12 protein-coding genes are annotated in these 12,624 nt (G+C 59.9%); 7 read left to right on the top strand and 5 right to left on the bottom strand.

Annotation, left to right across the window (positions count from 1 at the left end; all coding sequences use genetic code 11):
• Window positions 1-57: 57 nt before the first annotated feature.
• A complete protein-coding gene (locus tag ACOYXH_RS23955) occupies window positions 58-2,466 on the bottom strand; it encodes a penicillin acylase family protein (protein ID WP_460409983.1) in 2,409 nt (802 codons plus the stop codon).
• Between the two features lie 102 nt (window positions 2,467-2,568).
• A complete protein-coding gene (locus tag ACOYXH_RS23950; RefSeq protein WP_095049418.1) occupies window positions 2,569-3,147 on the bottom strand; it encodes a DUF6436 domain-containing protein in 579 nt (192 codons plus the stop codon).
• A gap of 99 nt (window positions 3,148-3,246) precedes the next feature.
• On the opposite strand from ACOYXH_RS23950, the gene bipL reads away from it, so the two are divergent.
• On the top strand, window positions 3,247-4,194 hold the full coding sequence (bipL, locus tag ACOYXH_RS23945) for a phospholipase BipL (RefSeq protein WP_220557142.1): 948 nt from the start codon (window positions 3,247-3,249) through the stop codon (window positions 4,192-4,194).
• 73 nt (window positions 4,195-4,267) lie between these two features.
• Here the strand turns inward: bipL and ACOYXH_RS23940 are convergent, their stop codons facing one another.
• Window positions 4,268-4,999 carry a DUF2059 domain-containing protein gene (locus ACOYXH_RS23940; RefSeq protein WP_095049420.1) on the bottom strand — a complete coding sequence of 244 codons (732 nt, stop codon included), beginning with the start codon at window positions 4,997-4,999 and terminating at the stop codon, window positions 4,268-4,270.
• Between the two features lie 108 nt (window positions 5,000-5,107).
• On the opposite strand from ACOYXH_RS23940, the gene ACOYXH_RS23935 reads away from it, so the two are divergent.
• Together ACOYXH_RS23935 and ACOYXH_RS23930 are read left to right on the top strand one after the other, a co-directional pair.
• Entirely contained in the window at window positions 5,108-5,740 is a 633-nt protein-coding gene (locus ACOYXH_RS23935) for a 2OG-Fe(II) oxygenase (RefSeq protein ID WP_095049421.1), read from the top strand.
• A 1-nt stretch (window position 5,741) separates the two neighbouring features.
• On the top strand, window positions 5,742-6,227 hold the full coding sequence (locus ACOYXH_RS23930; RefSeq protein WP_095049422.1) for a 2-thiouracil desulfurase family protein: 486 nt from the start codon (window positions 5,742-5,744) through the stop codon (window positions 6,225-6,227).
• Between the two features lie 256 nt (window positions 6,228-6,483).
• Here ACOYXH_RS23930 and ACOYXH_RS23925 read toward each other — a convergent pair whose 3' ends face one another.
• A complete protein-coding gene (locus ACOYXH_RS23925; protein ID WP_095049423.1) occupies window positions 6,484-7,047 on the bottom strand; it encodes a transporter substrate-binding domain-containing protein in 564 nt (187 codons plus the stop codon).
• A 135-nt stretch (window positions 7,048-7,182) separates the two neighbouring features.
• Here ACOYXH_RS23925 and ACOYXH_RS23920 point away from each other — a divergent pair, with 135 nt between their 5' ends.
• Window positions 7,183-7,608: a DUF4399 domain-containing protein gene (locus tag ACOYXH_RS23920; protein ID WP_095049424.1), complete on the top strand. Its 426-nt coding sequence runs from the start codon at window positions 7,183-7,185 to the stop codon at window positions 7,606-7,608.
• 62 nt (window positions 7,609-7,670) lie between these two features.
• On the opposite strand, the gene serA is transcribed toward ACOYXH_RS23920, so the two are convergent.
• On the bottom strand, window positions 7,671-8,900 hold the full coding sequence (serA, locus tag ACOYXH_RS23915; protein WP_008085296.1) for a phosphoglycerate dehydrogenase: 1,230 nt from the start codon (window positions 8,898-8,900) through the stop codon (window positions 7,671-7,673).
• Between the two features lie 206 nt (window positions 8,901-9,106).
• Here serA and ACOYXH_RS23910 point away from each other — a divergent pair, with 206 nt between their 5' ends.
• From ACOYXH_RS23910 to ACOYXH_RS23900, 3 genes are all read left to right on the top strand, one after another.
• A complete protein-coding gene (locus ACOYXH_RS23910) occupies window positions 9,107-10,501 on the top strand; it encodes an FAD-binding oxidoreductase (protein ID WP_026000500.1) in 1,395 nt (464 codons plus the stop codon).
• A 39-nt stretch (window positions 10,502-10,540) separates the two neighbouring features.
• On the top strand, window positions 10,541-11,206 hold the full coding sequence (locus tag ACOYXH_RS23905; protein ID WP_093429791.1) for a fumarylacetoacetate hydrolase family protein: 666 nt from the start codon (window positions 10,541-10,543) through the stop codon (window positions 11,204-11,206).
• A 258-nt stretch (window positions 11,207-11,464) separates the two neighbouring features.
• Window positions 11,465-12,388 carry an SdiA-regulated domain-containing protein gene (locus ACOYXH_RS23900; RefSeq protein ID WP_460409982.1) on the top strand — a complete coding sequence of 308 codons (924 nt, stop codon included), beginning with the start codon at window positions 11,465-11,467 and terminating at the stop codon, window positions 12,386-12,388.
• The last annotated feature ends 236 nt before the right edge of the window (window positions 12,389-12,624 follow it).

Here is a 12,624-nt window from a genome sequence, read left to right as displayed (position 1 = left end):
CAGTCCCCTCTACCTCTGGGCGGTCCGACGTTTCGGGAGGGCTAGGGTGATGGGCTTTTAAGGTGCCCGCATCGGCAACAGCTTCAACGTACTGCGCGTATTCGCCGTCACCTCTTCGGCATTGAAATGCGCCTGCACATAAATCCCGTCGACATACGCCTCAGCCTGATCGTCATAGTGGCTGTCGAACGGCACACCGCTCTGCCCGACCGGGTTGATCGTCAGGCCGTGTGCAGGATCGGCAAAATCCACCAAGCGCCGCGTCGACGGCCCATAAGTCACCGGCCAAGGCGCAGGCCCGATCTTCGCCGACAGGTTGTTCGGCACTTCATGACTGCCCGGCGCCGCAAACGGCCCGACATTGAAAATCCGCTCCAACGGCTTCTGCTGTCCCAACGGATGGCCGTGAGTCAGCGTGTGCGCAGTGCCCCATTTCCACTCGGCAGAGTTATCGCCGAGGGTCAGCTTCAGGTGCTGCATGCTCGCCTGCCACGCCGCGCGCACGACATCGGCGCGGGTCTCCTTGTTCGGCGTGTTGCGGTTATCCCACCACGGTGAATCGGCGTTCGCCGCCAGCTTCGGCAGCGCCGCATCGATCACTCGCGTCGCCAGCAGCGTGTCGAAAAAATCATTGCCCAACTCATCACGCATCGCCGCATCGGCCAGGTCGTAGAGGAACTGGTTGAACACCGTCGCACTGACCGAATCCAGCGGATAGTCGCCCGGCCACTGCGCCAGTTGCTCGACCAGTTTCAACTGCGCCGGATCGCTGACGACTTCACGCAATACTGGCAGCAACGGAGCGAGCAAGCGCGGGCCATAACCGGTCACCGTGCCCAATTGCAGTTTCTGATTGGCCTCGTTGGTCCACTTCACGCTCTTGTCGCTGAGCTGGCGATTGAGTTGCTGCCCGCGATCGGCAAGGTTGTAGTAACCGGGAATCTCCATGCCGGTCGGCGACAGCGGCTGGAAGTTGGCCGAGACGATGTAGCCGCGTGCCGGGTTCTCTTCCTGCGGGTTGGCGCTGAACGGGTAGAACCCGTCCTTGTCCGCCTGATTGCTGCTGCCGTCGAGAATGAATTCCGGCCTCACCCCAGCGGGGCGCTTGGGCAGCAGTGCCGAGGCCCACCAGGCGATATCGCCCTTGGCGTTGGCGTAAACCAGGTTCAGCCCCGGTGCCTGCACTTTCGCGGCAGCGGTGCGGGCCTTGGCCAGGGTGTCGGCGCGGTTGAGCTGGTAGAAGCCTTCGAGGATCGGGTTCGGCGTTTCGAGGAAGGCCCACCACATGGCGATCGGCGTTTTGCCGGCAGCGGTGCCGAGGGCATCATTGACGATCGGGCCGTGGGGCGATTGGCGCAGGGTGAGGGTGACCGGCGGCTGGCCCTTTACATTGATCTGCTGTTGGGTGACGACCATGTCGGTCCACTGGCCGCGATACCAGACCTGATTCGGGTTATCCGGATTGACCTTCTCGGCGATCAGGTCCAGATCGTCGTTCTGGAACATGGTCAGGCTCCAGCCGAAATCCAGGTTGTGTCCCAGAAACGCGAACGGCACCAGCGCCTGATGATGGCCGTAAAGCTCGAAGCCCGGCGCCGACAAATGCGCCTCGTACCACACCGACGGCACCGAAAAGCGAATGTGCGGATCACCCGCCAGCAGTGGCTTGCCACTCTGGCTGCGGCTGCCGGCGATGACCCAGGCGTTGCTGCCTTCGAACTGCGGCAGGCCTTGGTCGATCAGCGCCTGTTCGCTGAGGCGGGCGAGGGCGTTGAGGTCTTTCCAGTCGCCGGCGGCGAGGACCGGCGCAGGTTTGGCGTGACCGTTGGCCAGCACACCGTTGGGTTGCCAGTCGAGATCGAAGACCTTGAGGTAATCAGCGCCGAGTTGATCGCGCACATAGGTCAGCAACGGCTCGGTGCGAAACGCCGCCGCAAAGCTGTAGGCCATATAGCCGGCGACGCTGATGCTGTCTTCTGCCGTGAACGGTCGTTTGGGGATGCCCAGCACGTCAAACTCGATCGGTGCGGCGTGGGTGTCCTGATATTGGTTAATGCCATCCAGATAGGCTTGCAGGCCCTTCCACGCCGGTGACTGTTTATCGAGACTGGCGACGTAACTGGCCGCGCGTTCGCGGATGCGCAGGCTGCGGAAGAGTTTGTCGGTGTCGAGCAGTTTCGGCCCGAGCACTTCGGCCAGTTCGCCACGGGCGAGGCGGCGCATGGCTTCCATCTGGAACAGGCGATCCTGGGCATGCACATAGCCGAGGGCGCGGTAGAGGTCGGTTTCGTTCTCGGCGCGCAGGTGTGGCACGCCCCGCTCGTCATAGCGCACGATCACCGAACCTTGCAGGTTGCGCAGTTCAACCTGGCCCTGGCGTGTGGGTTGTTTGCTGTAGACATACCAGCCGACGCCGGCAAGCAGAACAACGATGAGCAAGCCAAGTACGGTGAACACGCGCTTCATGGTGACTCCTTGTGCATGCGGGAATGCCGCCCGTCGGGCTGCAAACAATTAGCACAGACCTTCTGTGCCGTGCAGCGCTGTCCTTGAAAAGTCCGGAATGCCTTACGGCGTTTCCACCGGCCACGGGCAATAACAACCGACCGCCAGGGTGTGCGTGGCATTGACCGGGCGATCCTCCGTCAGGGCATTCAAAATCGGTTCGATAAAGCTGTTGCTGGAATTGCAGGTCAGGCCTTCACTGTACGGGCCGAAGTACGCCAGTTTGCCGCTGCGATCCCAGATCGCCACGGCCGGGCTGGCCGGAACCTGTTCGGAGCCGGGCAATATCGTGATGGTTTTCAGACTGCTGAGGGTCGCGGGCAACTGACCGTGACTGCCGGTTTTCTGCACGGCGAAGAACTCCACGCCTTTAGCGCCAAACCGCTCGACCATCTCGGTCAGGTGCTGTTGATTGCCGACGTTGCACGGGCAGGCCGGGTCCCAGAAATGTACCAGGCGAATCTTGCCGGGACCGGCGAGGTTGTCCGGCAGGCGCAGCGGATCACCGGAAAACACCGCCGTGTGTTCGCTGAACGCACGCAGATAACGCCCCTGAAACCAGTCATACGCCGCCCACAGCACCCCGGCGCAAATCAGCGCGAGCAGGCTGGCAAACAGTGCGGTGCGGTAGGGCGAACGCATGGTTTTCGTTCCAGAAGAGGTGGGCTAGCTTGCCATGCTTGCTCCGACAGATGAATATCGCAGGCCGATAAAGTCTGTTTACCGCTTTGGAATTCCCGCATGCCTGCCACTTTCGACCCCGATCAAATCCGCGCCAGCCTCAAGCCTTTGGCCGAGTGGCAGCCGTTGTCGGACGAGGGCAAGGCCTACCAGCGCTTCTACCAGACCGACTTTCCCCATCGTGATGTCTGGCGTGGCATGGGCCGTTTCGAGGTCGATGGCTATGAAGTGGTCAGCCATTGCTGGTGGCCGGAAAAGGTCAAGGCGACGCTGTTTCTGCTGCACGGTTACTACGATCACGTCGGGCTGTACCGGCATGTAATCGAGTGGGCGCTGGACCAGGATTTCGCCGTGATCGCCTGCGACTTGCCGGGTCATGGCTTGTCGAGCGGGCCGCGCGCGAGCATTCGCGATTTCTCTGAGTACCAGGATGTCCTGCAAGCGTTGTTCGCCGAGGCGCAGTCGATCGCGTTGCCGCAGCCGTGGCATTTGTTTGGGCAGAGCACCGGCGGGGCAATTGTCGTCGATCACTTGCTCAACCATGGCGAAAACAGCCCGGCGCAAGGCCAGGTGATTTTGATGGCGCCACTGGTGCGGCCTCGGGCGTGGGGTTGGTCGCAGCTGAGTTATTACCTGCTCAGGCCGTTTGTCAGAGGCGTCACGCGACGCTTCAGCGAAAATTCCAATGACCCGGATTTCCTGCCGTTTCTCCAGGCCGATCCGTTGCAGCCACGGCGCTTGCCGACCAAATGGGTGGGCGCGCTGTCACGCTGGATCATCCGCGTCGAGCACGCGAAAAAAAGTCCGCGACGGCCGCTGATCATTCAGGGGCAGGCGGATATGACGGTGGACTGGCAACACAATTTGCAGGTGATGAAGTGGAAGTTTGATCGACCGCAGATTCTGCTATTGGCCGAGGCGCGGCATCATCTGGCGAATGAAACGGCGGAGATGCGTGAGGAGTATTTCGAGTTCTTGAGCAAGCGGATCAGAGGCCGGAATCTTTAGCGCCTGTGAGGGCCTCTTCGCGAGCCGGCTCCGGGCGGCGTTCCGACGAAGGCGGCCGGTCAGGCGCTAAAGATCATTGCCCGACCGCAAGTCCTGCCCGAATCGCCGCCAGCGCCGCCTGGTAATACGCCTTGCCCTCAGCCGATTCAGCAAACGTCGCAAACTCTTCCAGTTCTTCATCCGATAAGTCGCGATAGACGTAGAGCAACGTGTTGTTGATGTCCGCGCCAATCTGATCCATCAAGCGCTGGCGCTGACCATTGAGCATGCCTTGCGCCTGACCACCACCGAGCAGCCCCGGGATCATCGAACTCAAGCTGTCCGCCGCCACACCAGCAATCGCCAGGCTGACTTCGGCGCCGGCTTCTCGCGCCGGCAAGGCTTGCGCGAGGTGACCGATGATCAGCAGGCGGCTGTCGCTGGCCTGCATCTTTGGCAGACCCTTGGCATTTTTCGCCAATTGATCGCGGCGGGTCGCGAGCAGTTCGGCAGCGACGATTTTCTTGCCCAGTGGTGATTGGAAGAAGGTCAGGGCCGGTTTAGGGTCGGCGAGTTTCTGCCGTAACTGCGCTTCGGCACGTTGATCCACGGCCTGCGGAGCAAAGCGCTGGTTGCTGTTGTTGACCAAGGCCTGGAACACCGCGGGCGGCAGGCTGTTCTGATAGCGCTGCTGTGCGGCCGTCAGGGCATCGTTGAAATGCGCACGTTGATCTGGCCAGCCGGCGACCTTGTACAACTGATCGTGGCCGTCCGCCCAGGCGGGCAAAACGCAGAACATCAACAGTGAAAAAAGCAAACGGCGCATAGGGACTCCTGTCAGCAGCGGACTATTCTCCGTGCGGTGCCGGTACTTGTCGAGAATTCGTAGCAAGCCGCCGCGTGGCTCTGTCGGATTTCTTGCCGCCGACATACTATGCGCGCCATGCAAATATCCTCTGAACACCCACTGCTGTTACGCATTGTCGATGACCTGGCCGAACACGGCTGGTCGCAGCAGAACATATTCCTGCCCGCCGGTTTGACCCGCGAGCTGGCGGCCGAGTGCCGCAAACGTGAGGCCGAGGGTGAACTGGCGCCGGCGGCGGTGGGGCGTGGGCCGTTTTCGGAGATCCGCGAGGGGATTCGTGGTGACCACATCCAGTGGATCGATCCGGGGCAGGCCGATGCCAGCGACCGTTATCTGAACCTGATGGAGAGCCTGCGCGAGGCGCTCAACCGAGGCCTGTTTCTTGGTCTTGAGGACTTTGAGTGCCACTTTGCCTTGTATCCGCCTGGCGCTTTTTATCGCAGGCATGTCGACCGTTTTCGCGACGATGACAAGCGCATGGTCTCGGTGGTGGTCTACCTCAATGACGCGTGGCTGCCGGAGGATGGCGGTCAGTTGCGCATGTACCTGAATGATGAGCGCGTGCACGACGTGCAGCCTACTGGCGGGTGTCTGGTGGTGTTTCTCTCTGGTGAGGTACCTCATGAAGTGCTGCCAGCTCACCGCGAGCGCTTGTCGCTGACCGGCTGGTTCCGCCGCCGTGGCAACGAGCCGTTCTGAGATGGAAAAGATTCTGGTCAGCCGCTGCCTGTTGGGCCATCGTGTGCGTTACGACGGTGGCGCGAGCGGGCCGTTTGATTTGCTCGAGCAGTGGATTGTTGAAGGGCGTGTGGTGCCGTTGTGTCCTGAGGTTGCGGGCGGTTTGCCGACGCCACGGGCGGCGGCGGAGATTCCGGGGGGGCAGGGTGGTGAAGTGCTGGATGGCATTGCCTCGGTCATGACCACCGAAGGCGAGGATGTCAGTGCGCAGTTTCTGGATGGCGCGTGGCAGGCGCTGGCGTTAGTTCAGAAGCATGGCATTCGGGTGGCGGTGCTCAAGGCCAATAGTCCTTCTTGCGGGAATTTGCTGACTTACGACGGGACGTTCAGTGGCGTGAAGGTCAGTGGCGAAGGCGTGACGGCAGCATTGCTCAAGCGTCATGGTGTGCAGGTCTTCAGTGAAGTTGAACTGCCGCTAGCGGCGGTGGCTCTGGCTGCTTTGGATTGATCCTGAATCGTTGCCCTCACCCCAGCCCTCTCCCCGAGGGAGAGGGGGCCGACCGAAGTGTCTGGCGTTATTCATCGACCTGAAAGACCTTATCGACTATGGATTCGACACAGCCATGACTGATCGATTATGGCTTCGACAAAGCCATGACCAGTCGATTTCGGATTCGGTATAGCAATCCCAGGTCGGCGTACCTCTAAAGCATCCCCCCAATCAGTCCCCTCTCTTTCTGGGAGAGGGCCAGGGTGAGGGGCTTTTAAGGTTTCAACCACTTCTCAGTCAGCGCCGCCAAACGTCCATCCGCCTTGATCCGCTGCATCGCGCTCGCAAGACTGGCCTGAAACGCCGGATTACCCTTCTGGAACGGAATCGCCAAATCCACCGGCGCTGCCGCTATCGGCTTCTCTTCCGTCAACGCCTGCACCAGCACCATCGGCCGTGGCTGCTCATCCTTCTTCGCCAGCAACTGTGAATCGACGTTGCCGTAAGGCTCGCTGAAGTCGAAACGATCCTTGAGTTCGGGTGTCAGTGCTATGTGGTTGAGCGCAACGTCGTACTTGCCGCTTTCAACACCCTGGAGCAGGTCAGCCTCGTCGGTGACGATGAAATCGGCGCGTACATCCAACTCCCGGGCCAGCAGTTGCCCAAGCTCGACCTCGAACCCCGTGAGTGTGTCGCCTTCCTTGAAATTGAAGGGCGGTGTATTAGCCTCAAGGGCAATGCGCAGCTCGCCACGGTCGTTAACGTCATCAATCAGTTCGGCGTGAGCCAAAGGGCTCAGAAGGGGTAGCAGGCAGATCAGGCCAGGCAGAAAGCGCATGGTCACTCCTTTGAAATCATTATCGCGACGCTCTGAGTGAGGCTCGCTTTGCTATGGTTGTCGAGTGCCTTCGACAACGAATGGTCATGAAGTTGTCATGACCCTGCGGATTTTACGGAAAAACTGGAGAAGAAAATGAAAAGCTTTATGTCACGTGCAGCGCTGGCGGGTGTGCTGATGGGTGTTTCGGTGCTGGCCAGTGCGGCTACTCCGGCCCCGAAGGGCGCCGAAGTGTTCATCGTTTCTCCCGAAGACGGGGCCACGGTTTCGCAGACCTTCACCGTCAAATTCGGTACCAAGGGCATCGCACTGGCGCCGGCCGGTGACGTCACCAAGAACACCGGTCACCATCACCTGCTGATCGATGCCAAGGAAATTGTTCCTGCCGGTTCGGTCGTCCCTACCGATGCCAACCATATGCACTTCGGCAAGGCGCAGACCCAGGCTGACATCAAGCTCGCCCCGGGCAAACACACCTTGCAGTTGGAACTTGGCGACAGCGGCCACATGGCATTCGATCCGCCAATCGTCTCGAAGAAAATCACCGTCAACGTCGAATAACGTTTCGGCGTGCATGAAAAAGGGAGCCCGAAGGCTCCCTTTTTTTGTCGCTCAACGCTTGATCAGAACAACACGCGGCTACGGATAGTGCCGTTGATGTGCTGCAGCTTCTCTTGCGCCAGATCCGAGTACTCGGCGTCGACGTCGATCACCACGTAGCCAACCTTCTCGTTGGTCTGCAGGAACTGACCGGAAATGTTGATGCCGTTTTCGGCGAAGACCTTGTTGATCTCGCTCATCACACCCGGGATGTTCTCGTGGATGTGCAGCAGGCGGTGCTTGCCAGGGTGAGCCGGCAGGGCCACTTCCGGGAAGTTCACCGACGAAACGGAGGTACCGTTGTCGCTGTACTTGACCAGTTTCTCTGCCACTTCCAGACCGATGTTGGCTTGCGCTTCGGCGGTCGAACCACCGATGTGCGGGGTCAGGATCACGTTGTCGAGGCCACGCAGCGGGCTTTCGAACTCTTCGTCGTTGGAGCGTGGCTCCACCGGGAACACGTCGATGGCCGCGCCGATCAGGTGCTTGTCCTTGATCGCGTCCGCCAGGGCGTCCAGTTCGACCACGGTGCCGCGCGCCGCGTTGATCAGGATGCCGCCCTTCTTGATGGCGCGGATTTCCTTCTCGCCGATCATCCACTGGGTCGCAGCGGTTTCCGGAACGTGCAGGGTGACGATGTCGGACATGCCCAGCAGCTCGGTCAGGCTACCGATCTGAGTCGCGTTGCCCAGCGGCAGCTTGGTCACGGTGTCGTAGAAATACACCTGCATGCCCAGACCTTCAGCCAGAACCGACAGCTGCGTACCGATCGAGCCGTAGCCGACGATGCCGAGTTTCTTGCCACGGATCTCGAAGGAGTTGGCTGCGGACTTGATCCAGCCGCCACGGTGGCAGGAAGCGTTTTTCTCAGGGATGCCGCGCAGCAGCAGGATCGCTTCGGCCAGCACCAGCTCGGCAACGGAGCGGGTGTTGGAGTATGGCGCGTTGAACACGGCGATACCGCGCTCGCGGGCAGCACTCAGGTCAACCTGGTTGGTGCCGATGCAGAAACAGCCGACCGCTACCAGCTTCTTCGCGTGATCGAAGATCTCTTCGGTCAGTTGGGTGCGCGAACGAATGCCGATGAAGTGAGCGTCAGCGATCTTTTCCTTGAGCTGGGCTTCCGGCAAGGAACCTGTCAGGTATTCGATGCTGGTGTAGCCCGCCGCCTTGAGGACGTCGACAGCCGATTGGTGGACGCCTTCGAGAAGAAGGAACTTGATCTTGCTCTTATCGAGAGAAGTCTTGCTCATCTGCGTAAACCTGTATCCCGGAGAAAAATGGCAGGGAGGGGAGCAGCCTGGAGCTGACCCAAACGGCAGGAAAGCCGTTACCGCAGAACTGGCCTTGGGCACTGGCCTGCGGGGTCGGTATGCTAGCATAGCCTCCCCGCTAAACACTCATTCCTGCGACGTGAAGCGTTCTCAGGATGACCATGAATTGTTCGAGAGTTCTGTCGATGACCAATCCTGCCCTGATTGATGAACTGAAGACCCTGGTCGAGCCTGGCAAGGTCCTGACCGACGCCGACTCCCTGAATGCGTACGGCAAGGATTGGACCAAGCACTTCGCCCCGGCGCCAAGCGCCATCGTGTTTCCCAAGACCATCGAGCAAGTGCAGGCCGTGGTGCGTTGGGCCAACACCCACAAGATTGCGCTGGTGCCGTCGGGCGGGCGCACCGGGCTTTCCGCCGCTGCGGTGGCGGCCAACGGCGAAGTGGTCGTCTCCTTCGACTACATGAATCAGATTCTCGACGTGAACCTCACCGATCGCACTGCCGTGTGTCAGCCGGGCGTGGTCACCGAGCATTTGCAGAACGTTGCCGAAGAAAAAGGCTTGTACTACCCGGTCGACTTCGCCTCGGCAGGTTCCAGTCAGATTGGCGGCAATATCGGCACCAATGCCGGCGGAATCAAGGTGATTCGCTACGGCATGACACGCAACTGGGTGGCCGGCATGAAAGTCGTCACCGGCAAGGGCGATGTGCTGGAACTGAACAAAGACCTGATCAAGAACGCCACCGGTTACGACCTGCGTCAGCTGTTCATCGGCGCTGAAGGCACCCTCGGTTTCGTCGTCGAAGCGACCATGCGTCTGGATCGTGCGCCGAAAAACCTCACCGCGATGGTCCTCGGCACCGCCGATTTCGACTCGATCATGCCGGTGCTACACGCTTTCCAGGGCAAGCTCGACCTGACCGCGTTCGAATTCTTCTCCGACAAGGCCCTGGCCAAAGTCATGGGCCGTGGCGACGTGCCGGCGCCGTTCGAGACCGACTGCCCGTTCTATGCATTGCTGGAATTCGAAGCTACCACCGAAGAAGTGGCCAACAGCGCACTGGAAACCTTCGAACACTGCGTCGAACAGGGCTGGGTGCTGGACGGTGTGATGAGCCAGAGTGAAACCCAGCTGCAGAATCTGTGGAAGCTGCGCGAGTACATCTCCGAAACCATCTCGCACTGGACGCCGTACAAGAACGACATCTCGGTCACCGTGTCGAAAGTGCCAGCGTTCCTGAAGGAAATCGACGCGATCGTCGGCGAACACTATCCGGACTTCGAAATCGTCTGGTTCGGCCACATCGGCGACGGCAACCTGCACTTGAACATTCTCAAGCCGGATAACCTGAGCAAGGACGAGTTCTTCGCCAAATGCGCGACCGTCAACAAGTGGGTGTTCGAAACCGTCGAGAAGTACAACGGTTCGATCTCCGCCGAGCACGGCGTGGGCATGACAAAGCGCGATTACTTGACCTACAGCCGCTCTCCGGTCGAGATCGAGTACATGAAAGCGGTGAAAGCGGTGTTCGACCCGAACGGCATCATGAACCCGGGCAAGATCTTCGCGGTTTGATTGGCAATCCCTTGAATCAATGAAGGCAGGAGTCGGTAAATGAGCTATCAGCACCAGTACGTCGACGGTACGCGCATTCACTTCCCGATCGGGAAAGTCGTGTGCATTGGCCGCAATTACGCCGAACACGCCAAGGAACTGGACAATCCGGTGCCTACCGAGCCGTTGCTGTTCATCAAGCCGGGCAGTTGTGTGGTGCCGCTGGAAGGCGGTTTCAGCATTCCGACCGAACGCGGTTCGGTGCACTACGAAGCGGAAATCGCCGTGTTGATCGGCAAACCGTTGTCGACCAAACCGAGCCGTGAAGAAGTGCTCGATGCCATTTCCGGTTTCGCCCCGGCGCTCGATCTGACCCTGCGCGACAAACAGGCCGAGCTGAAAGCCAAGGGTTTGCCGTGGGAAATCGCCAAATCGTTCGACGGTGCGGCGGTGATCGCCCCGTTCGTGGTCGGCAGCACCTTTGCTGACCTGACCGACATCGGCATTCGCCTGACCATCAACGGCGAAGTGCGTCAGGACGGCAACAGCAGCGCGATGCTCAACCCGATCGTGCCGATGATCCAGCACATGGCCGGCTGCTTCTCGCTGCAGGCCGGTGACGTGATCCTCACCGGCACGCCAGTGGGCGTCGGCCCGCTGAACGTTGGCGATGACATCGTCCTCGAACTGGTCGGCGCGAGCAGCTTCAACAGCAGCGTGCGCTGATTTAACGCGGTCCCCTTGTAGGAGTGAGCCTGCTCGCGATAGCGGTCTGTCAGTCAGCGATTGTTTCGACTGACCTGACGCCATCGCGAGCAGGCTCACTCCTACAGGGTTTTGTGATCTCTCCCACAATGGCGCAGGGCAATCCCGCCATTTGCCGTTTTTTTCACATCCTGTACGGATAATTCCTCTCATTCTGGCGTCTGAGCCGGCCTCTTTGTGCTATTACCCATAGCCTGAATTTTCGGAACGCGTCCCTCGATGTCATCTCAAACTCAGCTCAAACCCACCCGCCGTTCACGTTTTGCCTTGCGTTGGTATGTCTGGCTGTTGCTGGTGATTGCCGCCGCTTATGCCGTGGCGTTTGCCATGCATTGGGATGATCGCGGTGTGCTCTGGCTGCAAGAGCGTTTCGAAAGCCAGGCCGGGCAGAAGGAAAGTATCTGGCTGCCGGACTATCGGGTGGTCATCGATGCCAAACCGCTAAAAGGGATGGAGAAGGACGAGGCTTCGGATCTGGCGTACAACCCGCAGACCAAAACGCTGTTTTCGGTGATGGGTAAAAACCCGTTTCTCGCCGAACTGACCTTGCAAGGTGATGTGCTGCGCAAGATGCCGCTGGTGGGCTGGAGCAATCCGGAAGGCCTGACGATGATGGAAAACGGCCTGATGGCCATCGTCGATGAGCGTCAGCACATGCTGTCGATCGTCAAGGTCGACGCCGATACCCGCGAATTGAACATCGCAGATTTCCCGAAATACGATCTAGGTCCGTCGAAAGACCAGAACAAAGCCTTCGAAGCCATCACTTGGGACGCTCGCAATCAGCAGCTGTTGCTGGGCGAGGAGCGGCCACCAGCGCTGTTCACCTGGAAAAGCGATGGCAGCCAGACCCTCAAGGGCGACAAGCAAAAACTCGTCAGTGATGAACTGGATATTCGCAACCTCTCGGCTTTGGCGATTGACCCGCGCACTCAACACACACTCGTGCTGTCCGCCGACTCGCATCTGCTGCTGGAGCTGGACGAGAAGGGCGAGCAGGTCAGCTTCATGACCCTGCTTGGCGGCTTCAACGGTCTGAAAAACACCATTCCCCGAGCCGAAGGCGTGACCATGGACGAGGCAGGCACGCTGTACATGGTCAGCGAGCCCAACCTGTTCTATCGCTTCGAAAAACAGAGGTAGTGCGTCTGTGTAGGAGCTGCCGAAGGTTCGGGCCGCGTTCGGACGATCTTTTGACTGTGGGACGCAGAGCGTCCCCGGCTGCACTCCCACGCAGAGCGTGGGAATGATCAGATCGCAGCCCGAACCTTCGGCAGCTCCTACACGGGTTGGCTTGTGGTTTGAGGCAAGTGGCCATTAAGCTTCAGTTCAGACGGGCGTGATATTTCATCCGCCTGTTTTGATCCCGAGCTCATCCG

It is taken from the genome of Pseudomonas sp. Mb7, assembly GCF_054790525.1.
Note: the sequence above shows the minus strand (reverse complement) of the source record. Positions and strands in the feature narration are given on the sequence as shown.

Coding starts and splice junctions, on each gene's coding strand:
- ACOYXH_RS23905 (WP_093429791.1), top strand. CDS start 10,541: ATGAGCTATCAGCACCAGTACGTCGACGGTACGCGCATTCACTTCCCG.
- serA (WP_008085296.1), bottom strand. CDS start 8,900: ATGAGCAAGACTTCTCTCGATAAGAGCAAGATCAAGTTCCTTCTTCTC.
- ACOYXH_RS23955 (WP_460409983.1), bottom strand. CDS start 2,466: ATGAAGCGCGTGTTCACCGTACTTGGCTTGCTCATCGTTGTTCTGCTT.
- ACOYXH_RS23950 (WP_095049418.1), bottom strand. CDS start 3,147: ATGCGTTCGCCCTACCGCACCGCACTGTTTGCCAGCCTGCTCGCGCTG.
- ACOYXH_RS23935 (WP_095049421.1), top strand. CDS start 5,108: ATGCGCGCCATGCAAATATCCTCTGAACACCCACTGCTGTTACGCATT.
- ACOYXH_RS23900 (WP_460409982.1), top strand. CDS start 11,465: ATGTCATCTCAAACTCAGCTCAAACCCACCCGCCGTTCACGTTTTGCC.
- ACOYXH_RS23920 (WP_095049424.1), top strand. CDS start 7,183: ATGAAAAGCTTTATGTCACGTGCAGCGCTGGCGGGTGTGCTGATGGGT.
- ACOYXH_RS23940 (WP_095049420.1), bottom strand. CDS start 4,999: ATGCGCCGTTTGCTTTTTTCACTGTTGATGTTCTGCGTTTTGCCCGCC.
- ACOYXH_RS23910 (WP_026000500.1), top strand. CDS start 9,107: ATGACCAATCCTGCCCTGATTGATGAACTGAAGACCCTGGTCGAGCCT.
- ACOYXH_RS23925 (WP_095049423.1), bottom strand. CDS start 7,047: ATGCGCTTTCTGCCTGGCCTGATCTGCCTGCTACCCCTTCTGAGCCCT.
- bipL (WP_220557142.1), top strand. CDS start 3,247: ATGCCTGCCACTTTCGACCCCGATCAAATCCGCGCCAGCCTCAAGCCT.
- ACOYXH_RS23930 (WP_095049422.1), top strand. CDS start 5,742: ATGGAAAAGATTCTGGTCAGCCGCTGCCTGTTGGGCCATCGTGTGCGT.